30 protein-coding genes are annotated in these 24,626 nt (G+C 69.3%); 24 read left to right on the plus strand and 6 right to left on the minus strand.

What is annotated here, in order from left to right; genetic code table 11:
- The first annotated feature begins 7 nt into the window (after window positions 1-7).
- From sufC to ACZ7L0_RS10555, 4 genes are read left to right on the plus strand one after another with little or no spacing between them, the layout of a single operon-like run.
- Window positions 8-772, plus strand: coding sequence for a Fe-S cluster assembly ATPase SufC (gene sufC, locus ACZ7L0_RS10540; protein ID WP_471242040.1), 765 nt, complete (start codon window positions 8-10; stop codon window positions 770-772).
- Window positions 769-2,025 (plus strand): cysteine desulfurase, encoded by a 1,257-nt coding sequence (locus ACZ7L0_RS10545; RefSeq protein ID WP_471242041.1) that lies wholly within the window; start codon window positions 769-771, stop codon window positions 2,023-2,025. The genes sufC and ACZ7L0_RS10545 overlap by 4 nt, the downstream gene beginning before the upstream one ends.
- A 16-nt stretch (window positions 2,026-2,041) precedes the next feature.
- Window positions 2,042-2,509, plus strand: coding sequence for a Fe-S cluster assembly sulfur transfer protein SufU (gene sufU, locus ACZ7L0_RS10550; RefSeq protein WP_471242042.1), 468 nt, complete (start codon window positions 2,042-2,044; stop codon window positions 2,507-2,509).
- Window positions 2,506-2,838: a metal-sulfur cluster assembly factor gene (locus tag ACZ7L0_RS10555; protein WP_469013763.1), complete on the plus strand. Its 333-nt coding sequence runs from the start codon at window positions 2,506-2,508 to the stop codon at window positions 2,836-2,838. Before sufU ends, ACZ7L0_RS10555 begins: the two co-directional genes overlap by 4 nt.
- A gap of 86 nt (window positions 2,839-2,924) precedes the next feature.
- Here ACZ7L0_RS10555 and ACZ7L0_RS10560 read toward each other — a convergent pair whose 3' ends face one another.
- Window positions 2,925-3,794 (minus strand): AbfB domain-containing protein, encoded by an 870-nt coding sequence (locus ACZ7L0_RS10560; RefSeq protein WP_471242043.1) that lies wholly within the window; start codon window positions 3,792-3,794, stop codon window positions 2,925-2,927.
- Window positions 3,795-4,270: 476 nt separating this feature from the next.
- Here ACZ7L0_RS10560 and dapD point away from each other — a divergent pair, with 476 nt between their 5' ends.
- The 4 genes from dapD to ACZ7L0_RS10580 all read left to right on the plus strand — a co-directional run bounded on the left by dapD (window position 4,271) and on the right by ACZ7L0_RS10580 (window position 8,140).
- On the plus strand, window positions 4,271-5,260 hold the full coding sequence (dapD, locus tag ACZ7L0_RS10565) for a 2,3,4,5-tetrahydropyridine-2,6-dicarboxylate N-succinyltransferase (protein ID WP_471242044.1): 990 nt from the start codon (window positions 4,271-4,273) through the stop codon (window positions 5,258-5,260).
- 340 nt (window positions 5,261-5,600) lie between these two features.
- On the plus strand, window positions 5,601-6,560 hold the full coding sequence (locus ACZ7L0_RS10570) for a hypothetical protein (protein ID WP_471242045.1): 960 nt from the start codon (window positions 5,601-5,603) through the stop codon (window positions 6,558-6,560).
- 27 nt (window positions 6,561-6,587) lie between these two features.
- The gene (locus ACZ7L0_RS10575; RefSeq protein ID WP_471242046.1) at window positions 6,588-7,118 is read left to right on the plus strand and encodes a hypothetical protein; all 531 of its coding nucleotides are present in this window, start codon (window positions 6,588-6,590) and stop codon (window positions 7,116-7,118) included.
- Window positions 7,119-7,579: 461 nt separating this feature from the next.
- Window positions 7,580-8,140, plus strand: coding sequence for an HD domain-containing protein (locus tag ACZ7L0_RS10580; RefSeq protein WP_471242047.1), 561 nt, complete (start codon window positions 7,580-7,582; stop codon window positions 8,138-8,140).
- On the opposite strand, the gene ACZ7L0_RS10585 is transcribed toward ACZ7L0_RS10580, so the two are convergent.
- Window positions 8,128-8,598: an NUDIX hydrolase gene (locus ACZ7L0_RS10585; RefSeq protein WP_471242048.1), complete on the minus strand. Its 471-nt coding sequence runs from the start codon at window positions 8,596-8,598 to the stop codon at window positions 8,128-8,130. The two genes, ACZ7L0_RS10580 and ACZ7L0_RS10585, sit on opposite strands and share 13 nt — an antisense overlap.
- A gap of 91 nt (window positions 8,599-8,689) precedes the next feature.
- Window positions 8,690-9,421: an XRE family transcriptional regulator gene (locus tag ACZ7L0_RS10590; RefSeq protein ID WP_471242049.1), complete on the minus strand. Its 732-nt coding sequence runs from the start codon at window positions 9,419-9,421 to the stop codon at window positions 8,690-8,692.
- Between the two features lie 158 nt (window positions 9,422-9,579).
- Here ACZ7L0_RS10590 and ACZ7L0_RS10595 point away from each other — a divergent pair, with 158 nt between their 5' ends.
- From ACZ7L0_RS10595 to ACZ7L0_RS10645, 11 genes are all read left to right on the plus strand, one after another.
- Window positions 9,580-9,936: an SCO3933 family regulatory protein gene (locus ACZ7L0_RS10595; RefSeq protein WP_471242050.1), complete on the plus strand. Its 357-nt coding sequence runs from the start codon at window positions 9,580-9,582 to the stop codon at window positions 9,934-9,936.
- A 2-nt stretch (window positions 9,937-9,938) separates the two neighbouring features.
- Window positions 9,939-11,297 carry an FtsK/SpoIIIE domain-containing protein gene (locus ACZ7L0_RS10600; protein ID WP_471242051.1) on the plus strand — a complete coding sequence of 453 codons (1,359 nt, stop codon included), beginning with the start codon at window positions 9,939-9,941 and terminating at the stop codon, window positions 11,295-11,297.
- Between the two features lie 83 nt (window positions 11,298-11,380).
- Window positions 11,381-11,587: a hypothetical protein gene (locus tag ACZ7L0_RS10605; RefSeq protein WP_390736150.1), complete on the plus strand. Its 207-nt coding sequence runs from the start codon at window positions 11,381-11,383 to the stop codon at window positions 11,585-11,587.
- Window positions 11,587-12,258, plus strand: a complete 672-nt coding sequence (locus ACZ7L0_RS10610; RefSeq protein WP_471242052.1) for a DUF2637 domain-containing protein — start codon at window positions 11,587-11,589, stop codon at window positions 12,256-12,258. Before ACZ7L0_RS10605 ends, ACZ7L0_RS10610 begins: the two co-directional genes overlap by 1 nt.
- Before the next feature lie 13 nt (window positions 12,259-12,271).
- A complete protein-coding gene (locus ACZ7L0_RS10615) occupies window positions 12,272-12,451 on the plus strand; it encodes a hypothetical protein (protein ID WP_471242053.1) in 180 nt (59 codons plus the stop codon).
- Between the two features lie 4 nt (window positions 12,452-12,455).
- Window positions 12,456-12,647, plus strand: a complete 192-nt coding sequence (locus tag ACZ7L0_RS10620) for a mobile element transfer protein (protein ID WP_390736152.1) — start codon at window positions 12,456-12,458, stop codon at window positions 12,645-12,647.
- A gap of 11 nt (window positions 12,648-12,658) precedes the next feature.
- Window positions 12,659-12,814 (plus strand): hypothetical protein, encoded by a 156-nt coding sequence (locus ACZ7L0_RS10625; protein ID WP_389140846.1) that lies wholly within the window; start codon window positions 12,659-12,661, stop codon window positions 12,812-12,814.
- A 24-nt stretch (window positions 12,815-12,838) separates the two neighbouring features.
- Window positions 12,839-13,153, plus strand: coding sequence for a SpdD-like protein (locus tag ACZ7L0_RS10630; protein WP_471242054.1), 315 nt, complete (start codon window positions 12,839-12,841; stop codon window positions 13,151-13,153).
- A gap of 281 nt (window positions 13,154-13,434) precedes the next feature.
- Window positions 13,435-14,820 carry a replication initiator protein RepSA gene (gene repSA, locus ACZ7L0_RS10635; RefSeq protein ID WP_471242055.1) on the plus strand — a complete coding sequence of 462 codons (1,386 nt, stop codon included), beginning with the start codon at window positions 13,435-13,437 and terminating at the stop codon, window positions 14,818-14,820.
- Between the two features lie 2 nt (window positions 14,821-14,822).
- Window positions 14,823-15,029 carry a helix-turn-helix transcriptional regulator gene (locus tag ACZ7L0_RS10640; protein WP_471242056.1) on the plus strand — a complete coding sequence of 69 codons (207 nt, stop codon included), beginning with the start codon at window positions 14,823-14,825 and terminating at the stop codon, window positions 15,027-15,029.
- Window positions 15,029-16,270, plus strand: a complete 1,242-nt coding sequence (locus tag ACZ7L0_RS10645; protein ID WP_471242057.1) for a tyrosine-type recombinase/integrase — start codon at window positions 15,029-15,031, stop codon at window positions 16,268-16,270. The genes ACZ7L0_RS10640 and ACZ7L0_RS10645 overlap by 1 nt, the downstream gene beginning before the upstream one ends.
- A gap of 88 nt (window positions 16,271-16,358) precedes the next feature.
- Here ACZ7L0_RS10645 and ACZ7L0_RS10650 read toward each other — a convergent pair whose 3' ends face one another.
- Window positions 16,359-16,862 (minus strand): hypothetical protein, encoded by a 504-nt coding sequence (locus ACZ7L0_RS10650; RefSeq protein ID WP_471242058.1) that lies wholly within the window; start codon window positions 16,860-16,862, stop codon window positions 16,359-16,361.
- Window positions 16,863-17,003: 141 nt separating this feature from the next.
- On the opposite strand from ACZ7L0_RS10650, the gene ACZ7L0_RS10655 reads away from it, so the two are divergent.
- Complete coding sequence (locus tag ACZ7L0_RS10655; protein WP_471242059.1) at window positions 17,004-17,561, plus strand: SigE family RNA polymerase sigma factor; 558 nt, start codon at window positions 17,004-17,006, stop codon at window positions 17,559-17,561.
- Entirely contained in the window at window positions 17,558-18,769 is a 1,212-nt protein-coding gene (locus ACZ7L0_RS10660; RefSeq protein ID WP_471242060.1) for a WD40 repeat domain-containing protein, read from the plus strand. Before ACZ7L0_RS10655 ends, ACZ7L0_RS10660 begins: the two co-directional genes overlap by 4 nt.
- Here the strand turns inward: ACZ7L0_RS10660 and dapA are convergent.
- Window positions 18,756-19,652 carry a 4-hydroxy-tetrahydrodipicolinate synthase gene (gene dapA / locus ACZ7L0_RS10665; RefSeq protein WP_471242061.1) on the minus strand — a complete coding sequence of 299 codons (897 nt, stop codon included), beginning with the start codon at window positions 19,650-19,652 and terminating at the stop codon, window positions 18,756-18,758. The two genes, ACZ7L0_RS10660 and dapA, sit on opposite strands and share 14 nt — an antisense overlap.
- A 199-nt stretch (window positions 19,653-19,851) precedes the next feature.
- Here dapA and ACZ7L0_RS10670 point away from each other — a divergent pair, with 199 nt between their 5' ends.
- Window positions 19,852-20,271, plus strand: a complete 420-nt coding sequence (locus ACZ7L0_RS10670) for a phage holin family protein (RefSeq protein WP_471242062.1) — start codon at window positions 19,852-19,854, stop codon at window positions 20,269-20,271.
- Window positions 20,268-20,765: a DUF3618 domain-containing protein gene (locus ACZ7L0_RS10675; protein WP_471242063.1), complete on the plus strand. Its 498-nt coding sequence runs from the start codon at window positions 20,268-20,270 to the stop codon at window positions 20,763-20,765. Before ACZ7L0_RS10670 ends, ACZ7L0_RS10675 begins: the two co-directional genes overlap by 4 nt.
- A gap of 75 nt (window positions 20,766-20,840) precedes the next feature.
- On the opposite strand, the gene ACZ7L0_RS10680 is transcribed toward ACZ7L0_RS10675, so the two are convergent.
- Window positions 20,841-22,667 carry an endonuclease/exonuclease/phosphatase family protein gene (locus ACZ7L0_RS10680; RefSeq protein WP_471242064.1) on the minus strand — a complete coding sequence of 609 codons (1,827 nt, stop codon included), beginning with the start codon at window positions 22,665-22,667 and terminating at the stop codon, window positions 20,841-20,843.
- 260 nt (window positions 22,668-22,927) lie between these two features.
- Here ACZ7L0_RS10680 and ACZ7L0_RS10685 point away from each other — a divergent pair, with 260 nt between their 5' ends.
- Window positions 22,928-24,364 (plus strand): hypothetical protein, encoded by a 1,437-nt coding sequence (locus ACZ7L0_RS10685; RefSeq protein WP_471242065.1) that lies wholly within the window; start codon window positions 22,928-22,930, stop codon window positions 24,362-24,364.
- The last annotated feature ends 262 nt before the right edge of the window (window positions 24,365-24,626 follow it).

Genomic DNA, 24,626 nt, shown 5'->3' on the forward strand with positions numbered 1-24,626 from the left:
GGCACCCATGGCAACGCTTGAAATCCGAGACCTGCACGTCACCGTCGAGGCCGACAACGCCACGAAGGAGATCCTCAAGGGCGTCGACCTCACCGTGAAGCAGGGCGAGACGCACGCCATCATGGGCCCCAACGGCTCGGGCAAGTCGACTCTCGCCTACTCGCTCGCGGGTCACCCCAAGTACACGATCACCAGCGGCACCGTCACCCTCGACGGCGAGGACGTCCTGGAGATGTCCGTCGACGAGCGCGCCCGCGCGGGCCTGTTCCTCGCGATGCAGTACCCGGTCGAGGTCCCCGGCGTCTCGGTCTCCAACTTCCTGCGCACCTCCGCCACCGCGATCCGCGGCGAGGCCCCCAAGCTGCGCACCTGGGTGAAGGAGGTCAAGGAGGCCATGGAGCGCCTCAACATGGACCCCTCCTTCGCCGAGCGCAACGTCAACGAGGGCTTCTCCGGCGGTGAGAAGAAGCGCCACGAGATCCTCCAGCTCGAACTGCTCAAGCCGAAGGTCGCCATCCTCGACGAGACCGACTCCGGCCTGGACGTGGACGCGCTGCGCATCGTCTCCGAGGGCGTCAACCGCGTCCGTGAGACGGGCGAGGTCGGCACCCTGCTGATCACGCACTACACGCGCATCCTGCGCTACATCAAGCCCGACTACGTCCACGTCTTCTCCGCGGGCCGGATCGTGGAGTCCGGCGGCGCCGAGCTCGCCGACAAGCTGGAGGACGAGGGTTACGAGGCATACACGAAGGGTGGCGCATCCGCGTGACACAGCTGCCGGGCCTCCTCGACACCGAGGCGATCCGTAAGGACTTCCCCATCCTGGACCGGCAGGTCCACGACGGTAAGAAGCTCGTGTACCTGGACAACGCGGCGACCTCGCAGAAGCCGCGCCAGGTGCTGGACGCTCTCAGCGATTACTACGAGCGCTACAACGCCAACGTCCACCGCGGTGTGCATGTGCTCGCCGAGGAGGCCACGGCGCTGTACGAGGGTGCGCGCGACAAAGTCGCCGCGTTCGTCAACGCGCCGAGCCGCGACGAGGTGATCTTCACCAAGAACGCCTCCGAGTCGCTCAACCTCGTGGCCAACATGCTCGGCTGGGCCGACGAGCCCTACCGGGTCGACCACGAGACCGAGATCGTCATCACGGAGATGGAGCACCACTCCAACATCGTGCCGTGGCAGCTGCTCGCGCAGCGCACGGGCGCGAAGCTGAAGTGGTTCGGCCTGACCGACGACGGCCGCCTGGACCTGTCCAACATCGACGAGATCATCACCGAGAAGACGAAGATCGTCTCCTTCGTGCTGGTGTCGAACATCCTGGGCACCGTGAACCCGGTCGAGGCGATAGTCCGCCGCGCCCAGGAGGTCGGCGCGCTGGTCTGCGTCGACGCCTCCCAGGCCGCGCCGCACATGCCGCTGGACGTGCAGGCCCTCCAGGCCGACTTCGTGGCCTTCACCGGCCACAAGATGTGCGGCCCGACGGGTATCGGCGTGCTGTGGGGCCGCCAGGAGCTGCTGGAGGACCTGCCTCCGTTCCTCGGCGGCGGCGAGATGATCGAGACGGTGTCGATGCACTCCTCGACGTACGCCCCGGCGCCGCACAAGTTCGAGGCGGGCACCCCGCCGATCGCGCAGGCGGTCGGTCTGGGCGCGGCGATCGACTACCTGTCGTCGATCGGCATGGACAAGATCCTCGCCCACGAGCACGCGCTCACCGAGTACGCGGTGCGCAAGCTGGCGGAGGTCCCCGACCTCAGGATCATCGGCCCGACCACGGCCGAGGAGCGCGGCGCGGCGATCTCCTTCACACTGGGTGACATCCACCCGCACGACGTGGGCCAGGTCCTCGACGAGCAGGGCATCGCGGTCCGCGTCGGCCATCACTGCGCGCGGCCCGTCTGCCTTCGCTACGGAATTCCCGCGACCACGCGAGCGTCGTTCTATCTGTACTCCACGCCGGCCGAGATCGACGCTCTGGTCGACGGCCTGGAGCACGTACGGAACTTCTTCGGCTGAAGGGCGTGCTGAAACCGTGAAGCTGGACTCGATGTACCAGGAAGTCATCCTGGACCACTACAAGAACCCGCACGGGCGGGGCTTGCGGGATGGCGACGCCGAGGTACACCACGTGAACCCGACGTGCGGCGACGAGATCACCCTCCGCGTGAAGTACGACGGCACGACGATCGAGGACGTCAGTTACGAGGGCCAGGGCTGCTCCATCAGCCAGGCCTCGGCCTCGGTGCTGAACGAACTCCTCGTCGGCAAGGACCTGGCCGACGCGCGGAAGATCCAGGAGACCTTCCTGGAGCTGATGCAGTCCAAGGGCAAGCTCGAGCCCGATGACGCGATGGAGGAGGTCCTGGAGGACGCGGTCGCGTTCGCCGGGGTCTCCAAGTACCCGGCGCGGGTGAAGTGCGCCCTCCTGAGCTGGATGGCGTGGAAGGACGCGACGGCCCAGGCCCTGGGCGGAGCCGACGCCGAAAGGAAGACGGCATGACCGACACCGCTGAGATGAAGCCGGCCTCGGAGGAGGAGCTCCGCGAGGCCCTGATGGACGTCGTCGACCCCGAACTGGGCATCGACGTCGTCAACCTGGGTCTGATCTACGGCATCCACGTCGACGACGCGAACATCGCCACCGTCGACATGACCCTGACCTCGGCGGCCTGCCCGCTGACGGACGTCATCGAGGACCAGGCCAAGTCCGCCACGGACGGTCTGGTCAGCGAGTTGCGCATCAACTGGGTCTGGATGCCGCCGTGGGGCCCCGACAAGATCACGGACGACGGTCGCGAGCAGCTGCGGGCGCTCGGCTTCAACGTCTGAGATCCCCGGAGCCAGATCTCCCCAGCACGTGAAAGCGGCGGCACCCGACAGGTGCCGCCGCTTTCGTGTGCTCAGGTTCCGTGTGCTCAGGCCAGCCCGTCCACCAGCCGGAACGTGGAGTCCGCCCAGTAGAGGTCGCTGTTCTGGTAGGGGTCCAGCCTGAGCTGGAAGTTCTGGTGGCGCAGGTACCGGCCGGGGTAGTTGGCCGATTCCAGCATGATCGCGCCGGAGTACGCCGCCCGGGGGCAGAAGGTGGCGTCCTGCTTGAACAGGTACGACCCGTCGTCGCGCTCGGAGCGGAGGACGAAGCTGCGGTGGCGCAGATAGGTGCCGTCGGCCGTGGCGAAGGAGTAACAGGAGGCGTCGGCCAGGCCCGTGACCACCTTGAAGGTGGCGTCACGGCGCGCGGAGGCGGAGCCGACCTGATCGAGCTTCACGTAGTCGCCGTTCACGTGCCAGTAGCGGTCCGGGTAGTTGAGCGAGCGGACCGACTTCCACGCCGAGGAGGTCTCCGAGCCGTGCGAGTCGCCGTGCGAGCCGCCGTGCGAGTCCGATGAGCCGGAAGACCCCGACGAACCCGACGACTTCGACGGCTTGGCGGAGGTCTTGGACCCCGCCTTGTCGTCGGTCGGGGCCGTGGTCGAGGCCGTGGCCGTAGGGCTCGCCGAGGACGGAAGGCTCTTGGTCCCGGGCGCGGCCTTCGTGCTCGCCGAGGGCGAGGCGAAGGAGAGCAGGCCGGGGCCGCCGTCGTTGGGGGACGCCGCCTTCGCCTGCGGTGACGGCTCGTCAGCGGCCTGGCGGTTGACGGCGATCGCCGTCACGCAGGCGGCGATCGTGGCTATGGCCAGCCCACCGGCCAGCCAGAGTCTTCGGGTTCCCGGTGCCCGGGAGGTGTCGGGGGCCCAGCCGTTCTCCCACGGTTGGTTCTGCGGGGGCTGGGGCGAGGTGTCTTGCATGCGCTGTTCCTCCAGCGGCGCGCGGGGCGGCGGCCGGGGGTGTGAGGGTGGGGTAAGTGAGTGGTGAAACACTAGTGGAGCCGAGGGACTGCCGGGAGACGTTTGGGCGAGCGGTTTCCATGAAAATGAAACAACCTCAGGTTCGGCGCACCAGTTCACACTCTTTCCCCACTCCCTCCCCGCCCTCCTGCCGCAACTCCCCCCGGGGAAAACCGTTTCCGCACGCCGGACCCGCCGGTGACGACTGACGCCCGACCAGATCCCACTGCGAAGCGCTTCCTGGGCGAGCGACGGGTCCGGCGCGGTCGTGAACTCGGCGGAACGGTTCGGTTCGGCTGGGCGCCGTGGTCACCGTTTCGGTGGGGGCGGTCACGGGGTGTGCTGGTGGGGTGGGGCGGCGTGGTCCGGCTCGTTCGGTGGACCGGCACGTGAGACACGGTTCGCCCCCGGGGCCCCGGCCACGTTAGGTTGCCCTCATGACCGACAAGAACGCTCCCCGCACCACCGGTGCCGTCGCCGCGGGCCTCGCCACGATCGCCGCCGACGGGACCGTCCTCGACACCTGGTTCCCCGCCCCCGAGCTGACCGCCGAGCCGGGCCCCTCCGGCACCGAGCGGCTCTCCGCGGAGCAGGCCGCGCAGCTGCTCGGCGGCGGCGCGACCGCGGCGATCGGCCCGGACGCCCGCCGGGGCGTCGAGGTGGTCGCGGTCCGTACGGTCATCGCCTCGCTGGACGACAAGCCGATCGACGCGCACGACGTCTACCTGCGCCTGCATCTGCTCTCGCACCGCCTGGTCAAGCCGCACGGCCAGAGCCTGGACGGCATGTTCGCCCACCTCGCCAACGTCGCCTGGACCTCACTGGGCCCGGTCGCCGTGGACGACATCGAGAAGGTGCGCCTGAACGCCCGCGCCGAGGGCCTGCACCTCCAGGTGACCTCGATCGACAAGTTCCCGCGCATGACGGACTACGTCGTCCCGAAGGGCGTCCGCATCGCCGACGCCGACCGGGTTCGCCTGGGCGCGCACCTGGCCGAGGGCACCACGGTCATGCACGAGGGCTTCGTCAACTTCAACGCGGGCACCCTCGGCACATCCATGGTCGAGGGCCGTATCTCCGCGGGCGTCGTGGTCGGCGACGGCTCGGACATCGGCGGCGGCGCCTCCACCATGGGCACGCTGTCCGGCGGCGGCAACGTCCGCATCACCATCGGCGAGCGCTGCCTGGTCGGCGCCGAGGCGGGCGTGGGCATCGCGCTCGGCGACGAGTGCGTGGTCGAGGCCGGCCTCTACGTCACCGCGGGCACCCGCGTCACCATGCCCGACGGCCAGATCGTCAAGGCCCGCGAACTCTCCGGCGCCTCCAACATCCTCTTCCGCCGCAACTCGGTCACCGGCGCGGTCGAGGCCCGCCCGAACAACGCGGTGTGGGGCGGCCTGAACGAGATCCTGCACAGCCACAACTGATCACGGGCGGCCGTGACCTGCGGCCGCCTAACCGATCACCGCTCTGACCTGCTGCCGAGCTGTCGGCACCTGTCGACGTTGGTCAGCATTGAGCGCCCTTCCACGGCCCCAGAACGGCCCCGGGAGGGCGCTCACGCGTTGGGTGACAGTGTCAGGTAGGCCCGGTGTGATGAAGGGTGACGCGCCCGCTGAAGGCCGCATTCGGCACGTGACTGCCGCATGGTGGCTGCACCTACCGATGTGGGCACGGTTGACGAACCATCACCTTGCGCCGTCATACTTCATCGTTAAGCAGCAACTGACGGCTGTACATGACTGTCGCACGCCCGGGGGGGCCGAGTTGAGCACACAGCGGAAGAAGACCGTCGCTTTCTACGAGATTGTTCGGGCCAAGGAAGCCGGTAACCTCCGCTTTGATCACATCAACTGGGGTGAAGTTCTCGATAATCTCTCCGGTCTTTCCGTTCATGAGCGTCACATGATTCACGATGACGACGTATATGTCGGGGAACCGATTGAACTAGGGCACACAAAGCATCTAGTGCTCGCCCGACTCCGTGACGGCGACTTGCAACAGATTGACTATGAGGCGCAGAAGATTGATGCTCTACGCCTAGATGGGAATCGTAGCGTCGTAGATACTACGATCATCTGCTTCTTGCCCTACAAAAACGTAATTGGCGTCCTGCAAGGAAGCGCTTCAGCTCCCCGCCCGACAGCATTGCAGCGCTGGCTAAACGCTATGCGGTCTGGCATCGAAGAAGATCTGGCCATCATTCCTCTCATCGGGAAGAATGCTTGGGAGAAACTCAAGGCGGCCGAGTCAGTTAACCTCTTTGAGATGCGCCTACGTCCTGCCTCTTCGTCCATGTTCCCTACCGCGGTTGAGGGGCTAGGCGATTTCGCGCGACACGCGCACAAGCAGAACCCTGACGCGTTGATTACACTCACAATAAAAATCCCAAAGGGTCGCGGGCTTTCCAGGAGTTCCGCACGGGCGCGGGGGGAACGCCGCCTACATTCAAGTGTTCAGGAGTTCCTCTCGGATTTCGGCAGCCTGGTTGGCCCTCATGGCGTTATCGATAGAGCCATAGCCGATGTGATGCTATCGGCGTCAGACGGAAGCATTGTCGAAGACAAGATTAATTTCGTCAATGATCACATCACGGCGTCTAAGCAAGTTACGCTGCCTCGCGGATCTGGTGCCGGGCCTTGGTTCGAGGCGGCGGTCCAGGCCGTGATGCAGGCCGCTGCAGAACATGATCAGGACCTCAGGGCCGCTGTCAGTGCCATGCCCTAGGCTCAACGTGAGCTGAAGGGGGTGCGCATGGGCGCAGTACGCACTGCATGGAGTCGCGTCTATAACCGGTGGAGCCACCACCCCACTGCTGACTACGCCATGACTGGCTTAGTGGTTGCTATGCTGGCGGTGATGCAGAGGCATCATTTCCTGACAGATCACGATGCAGATCAACGCATGAACATTTATGCAACTGTCTCCTCGGTAGCAGCTATTGTTGGCGGTTTCGGAACCGCCGCCATCAGTCAGTACGCGACCAGCTCCGGTCAGAGAATGGCAGTGCTGCGACAGATGTTTGGCGTTCATTTGCGTCGAAATTGGGTTGGCCTTCTGACTTCGATGTTGCTGGTTTCTGGGGGATGCCTGGCCGTCATGATCTCCGACACTCAAAAGAATATCGGGTGGGGTGGCTGGGTTGCGGAATATCTGATCTTTTTTGGGGCCTTTAGGTCGCTTCGCCTGGTGTGGCTCTTTAGGTTGTTGATTGACGTTTCCGATCACGATGCCGAAAATAGCGATACCAATTCACCTGTGCGAGTAACTCGAGTGAACAGGTGACGTGCTGGAGAGTGGCTTACCCCCCATCGCAAGCACATGTACCACTGTTTGGCGGGGGATTAGCGCGCGGTTGGCGGAACGGCTTTGGGCTGGAGCTGCTTTGGGGCGAGTGATCATGGCCCCGTAAGCTTCCGGCGAGTCGGGCAGTCTGTGGACCTGCCCGTTAAAGCACGACGTTGGGGCCATGATCTTAGAGGCTCGCCCCAAAGTGGCTGCCTAAAGCCGTGGAGCCGACCGCCCCAGCCACAGCGGGTTCTTCCTACCTCTGCCCGCATGCACGCAGCGCGCCGCCGGGCGGGGCCGCCGCTGGCGAAGACAGGGCGGCGGCCCGCCGAAAAGGCGGCGCGCGCCCGCGCCGTGCGCGGGCCTTGATGAGGTAGGGAAAGTCTGTCCGCGCGTGATCTTGGGGCGTGTCGTCCCGGGCTGTCGGCGACCTGGTCATCTGGGCTACGGTGCGATCTATGCCCTCTCGATTGGACACGCCCGAAGGTGCGGCCGAGCTGGCCGAGTCGCTGTTGCCTCCGCTCGGGAATCGCTGGCTGCACACTCAGGCCGTGGCGGCGCGTGCGCAGGAAGCATCGGTGGCCGTGTCCGAAGAGGACCGTGATCTGCTTGTCGCCGCCGCATGGCTGCACGACATCGGCTACGCCCCGGAACTGCGGGACACGGGGTTCCACCCCCTCGACGGTGCGCGGCATCTGGAGTCCCTCGGGGCCCCCTCCCGCCTCGTGCGGTTGGTCGCCCACCACTCCGGCGCCGTGTACGAAGCTGAACAGCGCGGGCTGAGCGCCGAGCTGGCCGTGTACGAGCGGGAGGACTCCCCGGTCCTGGACGCCTTGATCTATGCCGACATGACGACCGGCCCGGCCGGGCAGTCCTTCGACTTCGACCGGCGTATCGACGAGATCCTGGAGCGGTACGAGCCGGGTAGCGAGGTGCACAACGCGATCAGCAAGGCGCGCCCGTATCTCGGTGCTGCCGTCGAGCGGACGCGCACTCGCCTCGGGGATCAGCCGACGTAGGGCTCCTGCCGGTTGGCCAGGCCGTGGTCGATCCGCATCCGCATCGAGGGGTGGATGTTTAGGCTGTCCAGCCGACTGGGGTGCACGAAGGCCACTTCCTTGCTCTCGCTGCTCGTACGCAGCTCCCCGCCGGTGATCCGCGCGTGGAAGCAGATGGAGAACTGCTGGCGTACCTCGCCGTCGTCGTAGGCCATGACGTGAGCCGGGTTGGTGTAGATGCCGACCAGGCCGGTCACCTCGACGTCGAAGCCGGTCTCTTCCTTGGTCTCACGGACGGCGGCATCGGGGGCCGACTCGCCGACATCGATACCGCCGCCGGGCAGGGCCCAGAGGTCGTTGTCCGTCTTGTGGATTAGCAGGACTTCACCGGCATCGTTCAGAGCCACCGCGGTTACGGACGGGACGATGCTGTTTGCCTTGGGGGCGTTCGGATCGTTGAAGTAGTCGACTCGGGCCATGCCCCCAGCCTCGCATGTCGAGCTGCTGAACCTCGTCGGCCGGGGACGAGTGCCGGTTCTGCCGGCGCCCGCCCCTGGCCTCCGGCTCTCGTCACGCGGGCCGACCGCGCTCCCAGGTGTAGTCGAAGCTGCGCATGTAGTGCCGGAAAGTACGGGCGCCTGGGATGTAGCGGAAGTGCAGTACCGGGTTCTGTCCGGCGGGTGCTCCAAGCACGTGCGGGTTCACCAACACGTCGTCATCGAACCGGTAGATCGAGTTGTACAGGATCGTGTCGTGGAGTCGGACGTCAACGCCGGGCGTAGTCATGGCAGGTTCGAGGTAGCGGCGCGTTATCCGAGCGCGTGCGGCCAGATCGCCGCCGATGCCCTCCTCCTCGCCGCGCTGGCGGACCATCTCAGAGTCGGGGTCGCCCAGCAGGACGCGAACCTGCGCTCCGGCCTTCGCCTTGTCGGCCAACTCGTCCGGAAGGTCGGGGTGGTTGTCGAAGAGGAACAGTCCTGCGTACACGAGGATGTCGACCTGATCCTTCGCCTTCTCGATCAGCGATGACCACAGCGCCGCCGGGACCGCGCCCCGGTGCGGGTAGTACGTGATCAGCTCGGAAGTGCTTGCCGACTCGGCCTGCTTCTCGACGGTGGGCCAGATGTAGACCTCATCGACGCCGAGGAAGCTCGCGGCCTTCCATCGGTGTCCCCGGTGTGGTGTGCGGTTGGTTGTGATCCAGCGTTCCACGCTCTTGGGGTCGACTCCGACGTGCTGAGCCACGGACTGGATCGTCTCGCCCTTCGCCGAAATCGCCGCGCGCAGACGCTCGTTCGCCATGACATGCCCTCCTGGGACGTCTCGGGGACGTTTTGACGATAGCTCAGACGTCCCTAAACGTCCATGCGGACCGTGATACGTCCATCACCTTTCGCGGTCTCCTGATCTCACCGACGAACGGTCGGTCCGAAACTCTCCCTGAATCAGGAGAACAGACGATGCGTCAGATCCCTGTCGACACGTCCGCCGCGACCGTGATGGTCGCCAAGAACCCTCAGCCCAAGGTGAAGGACCGCCGTACCGGCGAGATCGCCACGGATGCCGAGACCGGCGCGAAGTTGATGACCGTGGACGTGATGTTCGCGGCGAACGACGAGGTCGAGATCCTGTCTATCACCGTCCCGGAGCCGGGCATTTCCGGTGAGCTGGCCATGGGCACGCCGGTCGCGCTCACGGGCTTGATCGCCCGTCCGTGGGAGAACGAGTTCAACGGCCAGCGGCGCCACGGCATCGCGTTCCGTGCGGTCGCGGTGACCTCGCTGGTGGAGGCTGCCGCGAAGCCGAAGGTGGCCTGATCATGACCGGGCTCACGGTCGCTGTGGTGCTGGTCGTCGCTGCTGCGGGTCTCCTGCGGTGGTGGCGCCCTGCCTGGTACTGGATGACCTTCGGGGTCACCTTCGCCGCTGTGCGCGTCCGCTTCCGGTACGCCTCGGTCATGGAAGCCTGCGGGCTGACGGTCCCGCCCTCGCGCTGGCGCCTGGCCTTAGCCCGGGCCACCAACCGGCCCGTCCCCGAGTCCCGTCCGCCGCGCATCCTGCGCCTGCGACCGACCCGGACCGGCCTGGTTCTGCGGCTCAAGCTCCGCCCCGGACAGGACGCATTCGACGTCGCCGCCTCATGCGACCGGCTGCGGCACTCCTTCGGGATGTACGGCGTCACCTCGCGTGAGCTGCGCTCCGGCGTCGTCGAGGTGCGGATGACCGGCTATGACGTGCTGAAGCGGGTGCAGATGCCCGCCAAGACCGACACCACCCGGCCGATGCGGATCCCGGTCGCTCTGCGGGAGGACGGCGGCGTGCACTACCGCGACTACCGGGCCGTCCCGCACGCGCTGACCCTCGGCGCCACCGAGTCCGGGAAGTCGGTGTATCAGCGCAACCTGGTTGCCGGGCTGGCTCCGCATGATGTCGCCCTGGCCGGCATCGACTGTAAGCAAGGCGTGGAACTCTTCCCGCTCGCCCGCCGGTTCTCCGCCCTCGCCGACAACCCCGACACCGCCCTGGAACTCCTGGAGGCGCTCGTGGCGCACATGGAGGGCGTGTATCAGCTCATCCGGGCCGAGCAGCGCATCAGTGTCGCCGTGCCGGATGCGGAGATCGCCGCCGACATCTGGGACCTGCCCGCCAAGCTACGCCCGGTGCCGGTCGTGGTCCTGGTCGACGAGGTCGCCGAACTCGCCCTCTACGCCAGCAAGGACGAGGAGAAGCGCCGCGACCGGATCATCACCGCCCTGGTCCGCCTCGCCCAGCTCGGCCGCGCCGCCGGCATCTACCTCGAAGTGTGCGGGCAGCGCTTCGGCTCCGAACTCGGCAAGGGCATCACGATGCTCCGCGCCCAGCTCACCGGCCGCACCGCCCACCGCGTCAACGACGAAACCTCCGCGAACATGGCCTTCGGCGACATCTCCCCGGACGCCGTCCTCGCCGCCATCCAGATCCCGACCGACACCCCCGGCGTCGCCGTCACCGGTGACTCGACCGGCGGCTGGTCCCGGATCCGCGCACCGCACACCTCGCTGCGCGAGGCCGTGAACATCTGCAACCGGCACGCCGACCGCACCCCGGACCTGCCCGCCCTCGCGGCCTTCCGTTCGGCCCTCGTCCCGGTGCCCTCGGCCCGTGTGCCGCTGTCCAAGACAGCTCCTGCGACCGCCTGAGTCTCTGCTGCTCCTCCGGTCGCGTGACCGTCTTCGCGCCAGGTCCCTACCCCCGCCATGCCTCATGAAGGGAGAACCCCGCCATGTGCCCCAGCTGCGAGGACTTCGCCCGTACCGTGCTCATGCTCGGCCAGCTCGCCCTCTACGGCGACAGTGCCGGAGCCGACCAGGACTTCATCGAGATCGTCGGCACGTCGCTGGCCGCCTCACTGCCCGAGCCGCCGCCCGGGACGTTCCCGCCCGGCTACGACCCCAACAGCGGCCCGCCCTACCCGGGCGAGGGGTCCTGATGGCCCGCCCCGCCCTCCGTGTCGACGCGGTCCTGGTCCAGGCCGTCATCGCCGGAGCCCTGTCCTTCGCCCACCTGCACGACCTGGCCGCCGCTGCCGGACAGGACGGGTGGAAGGCCTGGGCCTACCCGGTCTCGGTCGACCTGCTTCTGGTCGCCGCCTGGCGACGCCTCCGCAGTGAGGGGCCGTCCCGGCTGGCCTGGTGCTGGTTCCTGGTCGCTCTGGTCGCTTCGCTCGGCGCCAATGTCGCGACCGCCGGATTCCTGAACCTGGCCGACCCGCCCGCCATGCTCCGCCTGGGCATCGCCGGATGGCCTGCCCTCGCCTTCCTCGGCGGCACCCTCCTCGCCCACTCCGCCGACCACCGGGCGCCGGATCCGCCGGCATCCCCGGTCCCGGCTCCCGAACCCGAGACAGAACCCGAACCTGCTCCGGCTCCGGAGCGGGAGGCCGTCACGGCGGACGACGACACCCCGGCTCTGGCGGTCGCTGCTCCGGCGAATGTCCCGGCTCCGACCATGCCGGTCCCGGCTGCCCTGGTCGACCACGCACGCAAGGTCGCCGAAGCCCACCGGGCCCGCACTGGATCGCCCATCGACACCGACACCCTGCGCGCCCGGCTCGGTGTCCCGCCCCAGCTCGCCGACGCCATCGCCGCCCAACTCACCTGACCGGGAGGACTCCATGCGTCCGCACATCCGCGCCGCCTTGAAGAGGTCCGCCGAACTCACCCGCAACAACCGGCTGGTCGAAGCCATGCAGGTAGGAGAAGCGGCCATCAACCAGGCCACCGACGACGAACACCCCGAGATCCGGCAATGGCTCACCGACCACGCCAACGACTTCACCGGAGAGGACAGCTGACCCCATGCCTGCCCGCGACCACTTCCACTCCGTGATGAGCATCGGCCCGGTGCAGATCGGCACCCACCGCGACCGACACGGCCGGACCAAGCACGCGGCCGTGTGCACCGCCGACCGGTGCGGCTGGTCCGCCGACTACACCAGCCAGTCCGCCGCCCAGCTCGCCGCCCGCACCCACCGCTGCCGAGTCCGCTAGGAGCCACCGCCATGCAGGTCCCGCTCTGGTTCGCCCTCCTGGTCGTCGGCTGGCTCGGCGTCAAGCTCATCCGCCCGCCCTGGTGGCTCGTCGCCGTGCTCCTCCTCGGCGGCTACCTCCTCGCCGACAGCCTCTTCGCCCCCGTCATCGACACCGCCGTCAAGTAACCACCCGCTGAAGGGAGACCGACCATGCTCCGGCCCAAGATCCCGACCATGCCCACGGCCACCGGCCTCACCCACCCGCCCGCCACCGTCACCGAGCAGACGGCCACGGTCCACCAGCCCGCGGCAACCGTCCCGGCCGCGCCCGCGCCGTCCCGCCCGACCGTTCAGCTCACGCCCGGCAGCGTCCTCGCCCTCATCGGCGGCGGTACCGCCGTGGTCCTGGTCGTCGGCGCCGTCCTCGTCTCCATGCTCCTCGCGGTCGCCATCACCGGCGTCTCGGTCGCCATCTGTGCCCTGGTGATCCGCTCCCTCGTCAACGCCGAGACGAAGCGCCGCTGACCGGCCCCCGGGCGGCCTGACACGGCCAAGCATCCGCCGCCCGGGCGCCGTCCCTATCCGATCCCTCAACCGGAAGGAACCTCCATGATGACCGGCCCAATCCCGGCCCCGACCCGTTCACTGAGGATCTGCCCGAACTGCGACGGCTTCGCATCCGCCGCAGTATCCTCCGGCAGCCGCGACGCTCGTGGTCACCTCCCCACGATCACCATCGACTGCCCCGTCTGCGACGGTCACGGCACGGTGTTGGCCCGCGCCGCACAGCTCGTCGGGGGCCGCGCATGACCAACCCCGCGACCTTCGCCGGCCTGGACCCGGTCACCCTCGCCGACGCGCTCAGGGTGGCCGGGCTTCCTGGCTTCGACCGCTGGCAGGACCAGATCCGCCGCACTGGTGGCTGCGCCGACCCCATCCACCTGACCGGCTGGACCCTCCACAAGGACAAGACCACCGGCGAGACCCTGCACCACTACACCACCGAGAACGAGCCCGGCGGACGCCTCCGCGTCGCCTGCGGCAACCGCCGCGCCTCCCGCTGCCCGTCCTGCGCCTGGACCTACGCGGGCGACACCTACCACCTCATACGTGCAGGGCTCGCCGGGGACCCGGGCAAAAACATCCCGGCTACCGTCCGGGAACACCCCCGCGTATTCGCCACCCTCACCGCCCCGTCCTTCGGCCCGGTCCACAACCGGCCCGATCATGGAGCCTGCCGCTGCGGCATCTCGCATGCCCCAGACGATTCCGCCCTGGGCACGGCCCTCGACCCGGTGACGTACGACTACGCAGGCGCCGTACTCTTCAACAATCACGCGGGCGACCTGTGGCACCGCTTCGTCAACCGCCTACGCCGTGAGATCGCCGCCCGCGCCGGGCTGACGCAGCGCGAACTCTCCGAGACCTGCCGCATCTCCTACGGCAAGGTGGCCGAGTTCCAAAAGCGCGGTGCTATCCACTTCCATGCCGTGATCCGCCTCGACGGCCCAGACGGCCCGGAGACTCCACCGCCGTCCTGGGCCACGGTCACGCTCCTGGCGGACGCCATTCGGGCCGCCACTCGACACGGCTACACGAGCGTGAGCGTCCCGGCCTCGGGCGATCAACCGTCCCGCACCTTCCGTTGGGGCCGACAGCTCGACGTCCGGCCTGTGAAGGCCTTCGGCGACGGCTCCGACATCACCGAACAGGCCGTTGCCTCGTACGTCGCCAAGTACGCCACGAAGGCCGCCGAGAACACGGGCACCCTCGACCGCCGTATCGGCGAACTCGCCGAGCTCGACCGACACGGCGTGCCCGAGCACACCCGCTGCCTCATCAAGGCCTGCAAGGAACTCGACCCGCTCTACCCGGACCGACGCCTCTGGGCCTGGGCTCACATGCTCGGCTTCCGAGGCCACTTCTCCTCGAAGTCCCGCCGGTACTCCACCACGCTCGGCGCTCTCCGCCAGGTCCGTGCCGACTACCGCGCCGCCCAGGAGCGCGAGGCCCTCGGTCTGGAGGAGACCGAGCCGGGCACCGTGCTCGTCCTCGCCGACTGGCAGTACGCCGGACACGGCCACACCCCCGGCGAATCCGCCCTCGCCGCCACGATCGCCCGGAACCTCCAGCTCAACCGCGAAACCGCCCGCGAAGCGCTCGCCGCACTGCCAGACGAGAGGGAGTGGTGACCATGCCGATCCGACTGCCCGACCGTTATCTGACGCCTGAGGACCTGGTGGAGCTGTTCGAGCTGCCCAGCGTCGAGACGGTCTACCAGTGGAGGCGGAAGCGAATAGGTCCCCGCGGATTCCGGGTCGGCCGGCATCTCCGGTTCGATCCCGAGGACGTACGCGCCTGGGTCAAGTCCCGCATGGCAATGGAAAGGGCAGCCGCCTGATGGCCGGACACATCCAAGACCGCTGGTATAAGGCCATCCCCGGGCCGGACGGCAAGACGATCAGGGTCAAGACCGATCGCTATGGCGTCGGGTATCGCTACCGGGCCCGGTACATCGCGCCGGACGGCTCCGAGAAGTCCAAGAGCTTCCCGGACAAGCAGAAGCGCAAGGCCGAAGCCTGGCTGTCCAACATCGAGGCGGACATGTCGCAGGGTCGGTACATCGACCCGGCCGCGGGCTCGGTCACCTTCGGCCAGTACGCCAAGGACTGGATGGCGGGGCTCACCATCGACCCGGTGACCCGCGAGAGCGTCGAGATCCGGCTGCGGGTCCATGCCCTTCCGTACCTCGGTGATCGCCCGATGGCGTCGTTCCGGCCCTCGCACCTGCGGGCGTGGATGCGGCAGCTGGAGGAGACCGGACGCGCGGCTTCATACCGGCGATCCATCTTCGCCAACGTGTCGGCCGTGTTCACCGCTGCCGTGGAAGACCGGATCATCGCCGAGAACCCTTGCCGGGCTCGCTCGGTCCGGGCGCCGTCCCTCGACGGACGCAAGGTCAACCCGTGGTCCGTCGACCGCGTCATGGCCATGCATGAGGCGGTGCCGGACGCCTATCAAGAGATGGTCTCCCTGGGGGCGGGTTGCGGCCTACGGCAGGGCGAGATCTTCGGCCTGGCCGTGGAGGACATCGACTTTCTCGGCGGTACGGTGCGCGTCGTCCGGCAGGTCAAGCTCATCCGAGGCGTACAGGCGATCTTCGGTCCGCCCAAGGGCGGCAAAGAGCGTCACGTGCCGCTCCCCGAGACCGTCTCTTTCGCGCTGGCGGCCCACATCACGAAGCACCCGCCGGTAGAGGTCACCCTGCCCTGGAAGAGCCCGGACGGCCCGCCCGTCACGGCCTCGCTGCTGTTCGTCAACGCCCGGAGTCAGTCTCTCCACCGGATCCGCTTCAATCGGTTCGTGTGGCGCCCCGCCCTCACTTCCGCCGGCGTACCTCTCGGCCGCGAGAACGGCATGCACGCCCTCCGCCACTTCTACGCCTCCGTGCTCCTGGACGCGGGGGAGAGCATCAAGGCCCTGAGTGAGTACCTGGGTCACCATGACCCGAGCTTCACGCTCCGGACGTACACGCACCTCATGCCGAACAGCGAGGCACGCACTCGGGCCGCCGTCGACCGGGTCTTCCGGGACCCGGAGAGCACCGTAGACGGCCCCGATACGGCCCACGGGGCAAGTTGACCCCCTGACCTGCACCGCAATCAGAACAGCCACAACTGACACCAGCAATCCCGCAGCGCCCTTCCGCCCCGTGCGGGAGGGCGCTCGCTCATGTCGGGTGGGACGCGGCGAACTCGGCCAGTGCCGTGAAGTCGTCCGGGCGCAGACCGATGCGGGGATCGACGTGGTGCAGCAGTGCGGGGCCCCGGTGGTGGGCTGCCACGTACCGCATGTCGGCCGGGCTCTGTTCGTCGTCCACCCAGGCGAAGGGGCGGCCCTCGGCGTACGCCACGATGGCCGCCGTCTTCCAGTGGACGCCGTCGGGGCGGAAGGCGAAGAGGCCGGCGCCGAAGTCGACGTACGGCAGCTCGGGGAGGCCGACGACGGGGGCGATCCAGCGGTTGGCCGCGTCCATCCAGGTGGTGGCCCAGCACAGGTCGTAGCCGAGGTCCAGCAGGGCCGGGCCGTGGCCGGGGTTCAGCCAGACCCGCAGGGCGCGGCCGGGGCGCAGGGCCACCTGGATCGTCGTGTACCCCTCGGGCCGCCGCTCCGGCTTCGCCGCGTAGGGGTTGAGGGGGCCGTCGACGTCCAGGAACAGCAGGGGGCGGCTCACGGGGACAACGTACGGCACCAAAGTGGTCGCGGACCGCGGGATTTTTTCCGCGTCCCACTGGCATAGCGGCAGGCCGCCGCACGCGTCAGAAGGGATACAGGGGCCGGGCACACGGTCCGCCCGGGGAAAGAGAAGGTGACGATGGATGCCGAAGCGCAGGAGAGCTTCCGGGAGTTCGTGGCCAGCCGGTCGTCCGCGCTGCTGAAGACGGCCGTCCTGCTGGCCGGCGGGGACCGGCACGCCGCCGAGGACCTGTTGCAGAACGCGCTGGTCAAGGCGGCGGGACGGTGGCAGCGGATCGACGAGCCCGAGGCCTACGTACGGCAGATCCTGTACCGGCAGCAGATCAGCCGCTGGCGGCTGAAGTGGCGCCGGCGCGAACTCAGCGTCGCCGAACCGCCGGAGACCCGCGCGGCCCCGGACGCCTCCGGCGCCACCGAGCTGCGCCTCGTGCTGCGCGCGGCCCTGGCCCGGCTCACCGCCCGCCAGCGCACCGTGCTGGTGCTGCGCTACTTCGAGGACCTGCCGGAGGCGGACGTGGCCCGTCTGCTGGGCTGCTCCGTGGGCACCGTACGGTCCACCACCCACCGCTCCCTGGCCCGGCTGCGCGCCCTCGCGCCCGAGCTGGCCGCGCTCGGTCCCGCCGACGTCGAGCAGCTGCCGTCCCGTGACTTCTCGCCCGTGGAGGTGCGTCCGTGAACGTCGAGGAACTCGTGCGCGACTCCCTGCGTGAGATGGCGGGGGAGACGCAGCCGCCGTCCGGCTCCCTGGCCGACCGCGTGCTGGTGCTGCGCCGGCGCCGCCGGACCCGTACGATCGCGGCCGTCGCCGCGTCCGCCGCGACCGTGATCGTCGTGGCCGTGGGGGTGCCACTGCTCGACGGCGGCGGGCGGGACGTGCACCCGGCGAGCGTGACCGACGGCGGGGTGGTGGCCCACAGCGACCAGTCGCCGCCGCGGGACCTGATCGCGGCCGGGGACTCCGTCCTCGCCGCCTACAGCACCCAGAAGCGGGTCGAGCAGCCCAACAAGGACGAGATCATCACGCGGACGTACAGGCTGCTGGACCCCGACACCAAGACCTACCGGAAGGACAGCCGCTGGTCGTTCGTGGCCGTCGCTCCCGGTCTGCGGATGGCCGCCGTGCTGGAGCGCCCGCTGCCCGCCACCCGCGTCGGGCTGCTCGACCTGGCCTCGGGCGAGGTCAAGCGCTGGATCCCGGTGCCGCAGGGCGTGGGCGGCGTGCACTTCTCGCCCGACGGGACCAAGCTCGTCGCCACCACCTACGCCAAGAACCCCGACCGTGCCTTCTGGAGCGCCAAGGTCCAGGTCAACGACGCGCTGGAGCCGCAGGCGGTGCCCAGCCGGACCGGGTTCGCCCTGATCGACGTCTCTTCGGGCACGGCGCGGTGGCACAAGCTGCCGTACTGGAAGGACAAGTACGGCATGGCGATGAACGCCCGCACCGACCTCGCGTTCAGCCATGACGGCAAGCTGCTCTGGGAGCCCCTGCACATGGAGCCCGGCACCCTGTACCACGACCTCGACGGCACCGAGGTGGCCACGCCCGCCGCCGAGCGGCACCTGGACCTCTTCGTCGATGCGGGCCTCTCGCCCGACGGAAAGTACGCGGCGGGCGGCTTCGCCGGCCGGGGCAAGGAGATCGCGTCGGCGATCAACGACCCGAGGACCGGCAAGCTCATCACCAAGGTGCCCGGTCAGCAGCTCCTCGCCTGGGCGGACGGCAAGCGTCTCATCGCCTGGGGCATCGGGGGCGACGGCAACGAGTACCACCAGCGGCTGGTCCTGGTCACCGTCGGCAGCAAGAAGGTCGTACCGCTCAGCGGCTTCCGCTCGCCCAAGGACGACACCGGCGGGCGCTGGGAACCCCAGTTCACGACCCGCTGACGAAGTCCTCGTACACCGCGCGCAGTCTGTCGACCGTCTCACGGTCCGCGGGCCGCAGCGGCGGCCGGACCGGGCCCGCGGGCAGGCCCAGGGCGTCGAGCAGGCCCTTGGCGGTGACGGTGCCGGGAAGGCCGGACGCCATCATCAGCTCGATGAGCGGCGTGGCGCGTTGCTGGAGGCGGGCGGACACGGGGGTGTCGCCCGCCTCGAACGCGTCGAAGACCGCCCGGACCCCGGCCGGGACGACGTTGGCGATCGTGCTGACGCAGCCCGCGGCGCCGACCGCGTACAGCGCGAGGTTGTGCTCGTCGCAGCCCGCGTAGTACGCCAGCCCGGTCCGCGCCAGCACCTTTTGGGTGCCGAGGAAGTCGTACGAGCAGTCCTTCACGGCCACGATCCGGGGGTGGTCGGCGAGCCGGATCATCGTCTCCGGCTCGATGCGGGTGCCGGTGCGGCCGGGGATGTCGTACAGCATCACCGGCAGGCCGCTCGCGTCGGCGACCTCCCGGAAGTGCGCCTCGACGGCGTCCTGCGGCGGTCTGCTGTAGTACGGCGTCACCACCAGCACCCCGTCCGCGCCCGCCTTCTCGGCCGCCAGGGCCAGCTCCACGGTGTGCCGGGTGTCGGAGGTGCCGACGCCCGCCACGACCGACGCCCGGTCGCCGACCGCCTCCCGGACGGCCGTGACCAGCGCCGCCTTCTCGGCGTCGGTCGTGGTCGGCGACTCGCCCGTCGTGCCGCTCAGCACCAGACCGTCGCAGCCCTGCGCCACCAGCCGCTCGGCCAGCCGCTGGGCGCCGTCGAGGTCGAGCGCCCCGGTTTCCGTGAAGGGGGTGATCATCGCGCAGAGCGTGCGGCCGAAGGGGCGCGGGGTGGTCGTCATGGGAGTAGTCTCGGCGCGAGGACAGTGAAGCTCTACTTAATTTTTCTACGATGTATAGGTAAGCATTGCTGAAACAGGGCTGAGGTGACCGCCGACGCCGGAGGGACCCGGCGTGCGCGAACTGGTCGTGCGGGCGGCCCCCTTAACGGCCACCGGCCGGGGTACCCGGATGTTCCGGACCGAGAGGAGGCGGAACACCGTGACCGGGACCATGAACGCGAGGCCCGCAGCCGACGAGCACACTTCGGTGGGCGAACTCGTCGGCCGGGCCACTGAACAACTCTCCCAGCTCGTGCGGCAGGAAGTGGCCCTCGCCAAGGAGGAGTTGCACGAGAAGGGCCGGCGGGCCGGGCGCGGCGGCGGACTGCTGGGCGCGGCGGGCGCCGTCGCCTACGCCGGCCTGCTGGGCCTGGCCGCCACGGCCGTCGCCGCCCTCTCGCTGACGCTGCCCGTGTGGGCCGCGGCGATCATCGTCACGGCGGTGCTCTTCGCCGTCGCCGCCGTGCTCGCCGCGACCGGCCGCGCCCAGCTGCGGCGCGCCGCCCCGCCCACACCCGAGGAGACCCTGGGCAGCGTCAAGGCAGACGTCGACGAGATCAGGGAAAGGGCGCACCGATGACGAACAGGAGCGGACCCGGCGGGGCCAGTGCCAAGGGCCCCGACGAGCTGCGACGGCAGATCAAGCAGACCAGAAGCCAACTGGGCAGCACTGTCGAGGAGTTGGCGGCCAGGGCGGACGTGAAGGGCCGCGCCCGGGCCCGGGCCGCCGACCTCAGGGACAAGGCGGGCGCGATGACCGTGCAGCTGCGCAGCACCGCCGCGCAGGCCGGTCACACCGTCCAGGAACGGGCGGCCAAGGCCGGCCACACCGTGCAGGAGCGGGCGCTCAGGGCGGGCCACACCGTGCAGGAGCGGGCGGGTCAGGCCGGTCACGCCGTCCAGGACTCCGCCGGGCACGCCGGGCACGCCGTCGAGCGGCGTGTGCCGGGCCAGGCGCGCACCTTCGTCAAGGCGGGAGCGCGGCACCCGGTGCCGACGCTGATCGTCGGCGCGGCGGGCGCGGCACTCGTCGTGGCGGGCATCTGGTGGCGTCAGCGCCACGCGCACCGCTGAACGCGGACGACGGCCCAAGGGGCCGCGGGATCCTCATCGGGTCCCGCGGCCCCTTCGCCGCCGCGTCCGCGGGTCCTACGGGCGGAACCGCAGCACCTGCGGGTCGTGGTCGCTGATCTGGTCGTTGAACTCCGAGTTGATGTGCACGCTGTCGTAGTCCAGGTCGCAGCCGCGCCGAATGGTGGGGCTGACCAGGATCTGGTCCAGGACCTGCTCGTTGCCCTGGTAGTCGTACGTGTAGCGCTCGCTCTTCGGCAGCGACTTGATCGCCGACCACAGCTCGCCGTCGCCCTCGAGGATCTTGGCGGTGCCGGAGAACTCGAAGTCGTTGATGTCGCCGAGGGCGATGACATCGGCGTTCTTCTGGATGGACAGGATGTCCTTGACGAAGGCGTTCACCGCCGTCGCCTGCGCGTGCCGCTGGACCTCGGAGCTGCGCACCGGCGGCTGGTACTGCGAGGCCAGGCCCTGGTCGCCGCCCTTGGAGTTGAGGTGGTTGGCGATCACGATGACCGTCCGGCCGCGGAAGACGAACTCGCCGGCCAGCGGCTTGCGGCTGGACTTCCAGGCGTCATTGGCCGGGTCGATGCGGCCCGGCGAGACGGTCAGGGCCGCCTTGCCGTGCGACTTGGTGACGCCGACCGCGGTGGTGGAGTCGCCGCCCGCGCGGTCGGTGAAGGACACCCGCTCGGGGTTGAAGAGGAACACCTGGCGGATGTTGCCGCCGGGCTCGCCGCCGTCCTGGTCGTTGACCGGGTCGATGGAGCGCCAGTCGTACTTCGGGCCGCCCGCCGCGACGATCGCGTCGATCAGCTTGTTCACGGTCACGCTCGCGTCGACCGTGCCGTCGTCCGTGGCGCCGTTGTTGTCCTGGATCTCCTCCAGGGACACGATGTCCGGGGACTGGAGGTTGTTCACGATCGCGGAGGCGTGCTTGTCGAAGGTGGCGTCGGACGGGTCGAGGTTCTCGACGTTGTAGGTGGCCACCGCGAGCTCGCCGCGGGACTGCTTGCGGGTCGTCTCCCGCTCCAGGCCCGCGCTCTTCAGCGTGCCCAGCCGGCTCGCCACCAGCGTGTAGCCGCCGAACTGGTTGAAGTCCAGCGGGCCGGTGGTGGCGCCGGTGAGCGTGTCGCCGACGTTCGCCTTCGGGAAGTCGGCGGTGGAGCCCAGCGACTGGATCTGCAGGCGGCCGGTGTTCTGGGAGTCGTAGGAGCCGTAGACCGTGCCACCGCGGCGGTTCGCGTTCTCGCGCGGCTTCACCGTGACCCACAGCTCGCTGTAGGGGTCGGTGGCGGTGACCACGCGGGCGTCGGCGACCTGGACGTTCGTGCCCTCCAGGGACTCGTAGTAGTCCAGGGCGTACTTCGCCGGGGCCAGGGTCAGCCCGTTGACCGACCCGCTCGCGGCGGTGTCGCCGGCCGGGGCGTACGCGGCCGGCACCGACTTGGCGTCGATCACCGTGGCGGCCGGGACCGCGTTGCCGCTGGTGAGGACGGTGACCGTCGGCTTGGTGATCTCGGTCAGCGACTGGTTGCCGGTCGAGGTGCCGCCGGGCACGTACTCCGAGACCGTGCCGGTGACCGTGACCGAGTCGCCGACCGCGACCTTCGGGGTGGAACTGGTGAAGACGAACACGCCCTCGCTGGTCGCCGGGTTGTCGTCCGGGGCGGTGTCCTGGATCCAGAAGCCGCGGGAGGAGCCGTAGGTGCGCACGGCCGTGACGACACCGGGTACGTCCGTCACCTTCTGGCCGGCGTACGGGGAGATACGGGTGGTGCCCTGGATGTCGTGGATGCGCACGGAGTCCGCGTGCGCGGGCGACGTGAGGACGACGATGGACGCCGCGGAACAGACGGCGGCGACGGTGAGCGCGGCGAGGCGCGCGGAAGACCTGCTCGGCAAGGGATCCCTCCGGGGACATGCGTGAGCGCCGGGACGAGGGTGGGACAGCGTGCCCTGAATGGAGCGTGCATGACACGCGTAGAAGTGAGTGAACAGTTGTCCCCCCGCTTCTACGCGCGTCAATCTCCTGCGTCTTCAGGTCAGTTGTCAAGGTTTCGGCCATGTACGGCCGCCGACGGGGAGATGAACCGGGCGGCATGGGTGGAAACCCGTCTAGGCTGAGCGGCTGAGCCCTTTCCAGGTCCGAGGAGTACCCGCCGATGTCAGACAGCTCCCCCCTGCCGCCGGTGCGGCTGCACCCCGAAGCGGAGCTGGCGCGCGACGCGCTGTCCACGCCGTTGCTCTCCCGGGCCGCCCGGCTCGCCCGCTGGGCCGGGCCCGAGACCCGTGTGGACCCCACCGGCGGGCTGGTCGACGAGCAGCTCCCCGCCGCGGCCGAGGCGCTCGGACTGAGCGGGGACGACGCCGCCGCGTTCGCCAGTGAGGCCTGGCGGGTCGCCGTGGACGCCGGTCTGGTCGGGATCGCCGACGAGGAGACCGGGACCGTGGCCGCGGGGGACGAACTCGCGCGTCTCACCGGCGGCTCCCCGCACGACGTGCTCGCGGTCTGGCTCGCCGCCCTGGAGACCGTGCTCGCCGACGCGAGCGTGCCCGACCTCGACGACCTGGTCGACGCGATGGACGCCGGCGGCGAGGTCGATCTCTCGTCGCTCGACTGGGACCCGGAGGCGGAGGCCGCGTTCCTCGACGGCATCCTCGGCAACCTGTACCTGCTCACCGTCAGCGAGGACGGCGCCGGCGACACCCCCGTCCCGCTGCCCGCGCTGGCCGCCTCGATGATCGTGCCCAGCGACATGGGGGAGCCCACCAACGACATGCTGGAGCAGGTCTCCGACGCGATGATGCGGCTGGACGACCAGTTCCGGGTCCTGGAGCCGATCGGGCTCGTGGAGTACCAGCCGGTCGACGAGACCCTGATGACGGACGCCGACGGCACCGCCGAGGAGCCGTCCGGGCCGGTCGACGACACCGATGTCACCCGCTACGGCATGGTCCGGCTGACCCCGCTCGGCGTCTACGGGCTGCGGGCCCGCCTGCTGGAGGCCGGGTTCCAGGCGCCGGCCGTCGGCGACCTCGCGGACAAGGGCGCGGACGTCCTGCTCGACGGCACGTCCACCCACCCGCCGACCGCCGCCCAGGCCGAGACCGAGCAGTGGCTCGCCCGCCGCGAACCCCTCGCCGCCGCCCGCGAGTTGCTGGCCGCCGCACGTGGCGGTGACCCCGGGGCGCCGCTGCGCCGGCTGCGCTGCCAGCAGGCGCTGTCCCTGGTCGGCGCGGAGGCCGAACCGGCGCTGCGCGAGGTGCTCGACGACGCCGAACTCGGCGGGCTGGCCCGGGTGTGGCTGAGCGAGCACGGCGCGGCCGACGTACCACCGCCCTCCCAGGAGCTGGTGTTCTGGCTGACCATCGACACGGTCGCCGCCCAGCTCCAGGCCGAGGGCAACTCCGAGGAACTCCAGGCCCTCGTGGAGGGCCTCGCCCGGCAGCACAGTGGCTTTTTCTCGGCGGCCTGGCGGGTGGAACACCCGGCGACGGCCGACGTGCTGGAGGCCATGGGACGGCTGCACCCCGACAAGCGGATCGCCAAGGAGGCCCGCAAGGCCGCGTTCAAGGCGCGGTCGCAGCAGGGAGGCTGAGGTCTCGGGCGGCGGCTTCGGCGGGGGTCTCGGGCGGGCGGCGCACGGACGCGGCCCGGGCCGGGCCGGGTCGAAAGAGTGCCGAAGGAGTGAAGTCCCCGGCAACGGCTGGAAGTCGACGGGACTTTTGGCGCCCGTGGGTGAGTAATTACGGATTCATGGAAGCGGGCCCGGTGAAGTCGCCCGGCGTTCAACTCCCGTTCACAGGCGAGCGGGACTGTTTCGCCGACCCGAGGTCCGCCACCCTCCACGGCACGCCCAC

Source organism: Streptomyces sp. NPDC039424 (genome assembly GCF_055639495.1).

What these genes read in the sequence shown, in the direction of transcription:
- ACZ7L0_RS10590 (WP_471242049.1), bottom strand. Translation starts at nt 9,421, where the DNA reads ATGGCGAACGAGCGTCTGCGCGCGGCGATTTCGGCGAAGGGCGAGACG.
- ACZ7L0_RS10675 (WP_471242063.1), top strand. Translation starts at nt 20,268, where the DNA reads ATGACGAACAGGAGCGGACCCGGCGGGGCCAGTGCCAAGGGCCCCGAC.
- sufC (WP_471242040.1), top strand. Translation starts at nt 8, where the DNA reads ATGGCAACGCTTGAAATCCGAGACCTGCACGTCACCGTCGAGGCCGAC.
- ACZ7L0_RS10595 (WP_471242050.1), top strand. Translation starts at nt 9,580, where the DNA reads ATGCGTCAGATCCCTGTCGACACGTCCGCCGCGACCGTGATGGTCGCC.
- ACZ7L0_RS10685 (WP_471242065.1), top strand. Translation starts at nt 22,928, where the DNA reads ATGTCAGACAGCTCCCCCCTGCCGCCGGTGCGGCTGCACCCCGAAGCG.
- ACZ7L0_RS10615 (WP_471242053.1), top strand. Translation starts at nt 12,272, where the DNA reads ATGCGTCCGCACATCCGCGCCGCCTTGAAGAGGTCCGCCGAACTCACC.
- repSA (WP_471242055.1), top strand. Translation starts at nt 13,435, where the DNA reads ATGACCAACCCCGCGACCTTCGCCGGCCTGGACCCGGTCACCCTCGCC.
- ACZ7L0_RS10575 (WP_471242046.1), top strand. Translation starts at nt 6,588, where the DNA reads ATGGGCGCAGTACGCACTGCATGGAGTCGCGTCTATAACCGGTGGAGC.
- ACZ7L0_RS10625 (WP_389140846.1), top strand. Translation starts at nt 12,659, where the DNA reads ATGCAGGTCCCGCTCTGGTTCGCCCTCCTGGTCGTCGGCTGGCTCGGC.
- ACZ7L0_RS10655 (WP_471242059.1), top strand. Translation starts at nt 17,004, where the DNA reads ATGGATGCCGAAGCGCAGGAGAGCTTCCGGGAGTTCGTGGCCAGCCGG.
- dapD (WP_471242044.1), top strand. Translation starts at nt 4,271, where the DNA reads ATGACCGACAAGAACGCTCCCCGCACCACCGGTGCCGTCGCCGCGGGC.
- ACZ7L0_RS10585 (WP_471242048.1), bottom strand. Translation starts at nt 8,598, where the DNA reads ATGGCCCGAGTCGACTACTTCAACGATCCGAACGCCCCCAAGGCAAAC.
- ACZ7L0_RS10620 (WP_390736152.1), top strand. Translation starts at nt 12,456, where the DNA reads ATGCCTGCCCGCGACCACTTCCACTCCGTGATGAGCATCGGCCCGGTG.
- ACZ7L0_RS10645 (WP_471242057.1), top strand. Translation starts at nt 15,029, where the DNA reads ATGGCCGGACACATCCAAGACCGCTGGTATAAGGCCATCCCCGGGCCG.
- ACZ7L0_RS10610 (WP_471242052.1), top strand. Translation starts at nt 11,587, where the DNA reads ATGGCCCGCCCCGCCCTCCGTGTCGACGCGGTCCTGGTCCAGGCCGTC.
- ACZ7L0_RS10630 (WP_471242054.1), top strand. Translation starts at nt 12,839, where the DNA reads ATGCTCCGGCCCAAGATCCCGACCATGCCCACGGCCACCGGCCTCACC.
- ACZ7L0_RS10560 (WP_471242043.1), bottom strand. Translation starts at nt 3,794, where the DNA reads ATGCAAGACACCTCGCCCCAGCCCCCGCAGAACCAACCGTGGGAGAAC.
- ACZ7L0_RS10600 (WP_471242051.1), top strand. Translation starts at nt 9,939, where the DNA reads ATGACCGGGCTCACGGTCGCTGTGGTGCTGGTCGTCGCTGCTGCGGGT.
- ACZ7L0_RS10640 (WP_471242056.1), top strand. Translation starts at nt 14,823, where the DNA reads ATGCCGATCCGACTGCCCGACCGTTATCTGACGCCTGAGGACCTGGTG.
- ACZ7L0_RS10605 (WP_390736150.1), top strand. Translation starts at nt 11,381, where the DNA reads ATGTGCCCCAGCTGCGAGGACTTCGCCCGTACCGTGCTCATGCTCGGC.
- dapA (WP_471242061.1), bottom strand. Translation starts at nt 19,652, where the DNA reads ATGACGACCACCCCGCGCCCCTTCGGCCGCACGCTCTGCGCGATGATC.
- ACZ7L0_RS10580 (WP_471242047.1), top strand. Translation starts at nt 7,580, where the DNA reads ATGCCCTCTCGATTGGACACGCCCGAAGGTGCGGCCGAGCTGGCCGAG.
- ACZ7L0_RS10555 (WP_469013763.1), top strand. Translation starts at nt 2,506, where the DNA reads ATGACCGACACCGCTGAGATGAAGCCGGCCTCGGAGGAGGAGCTCCGC.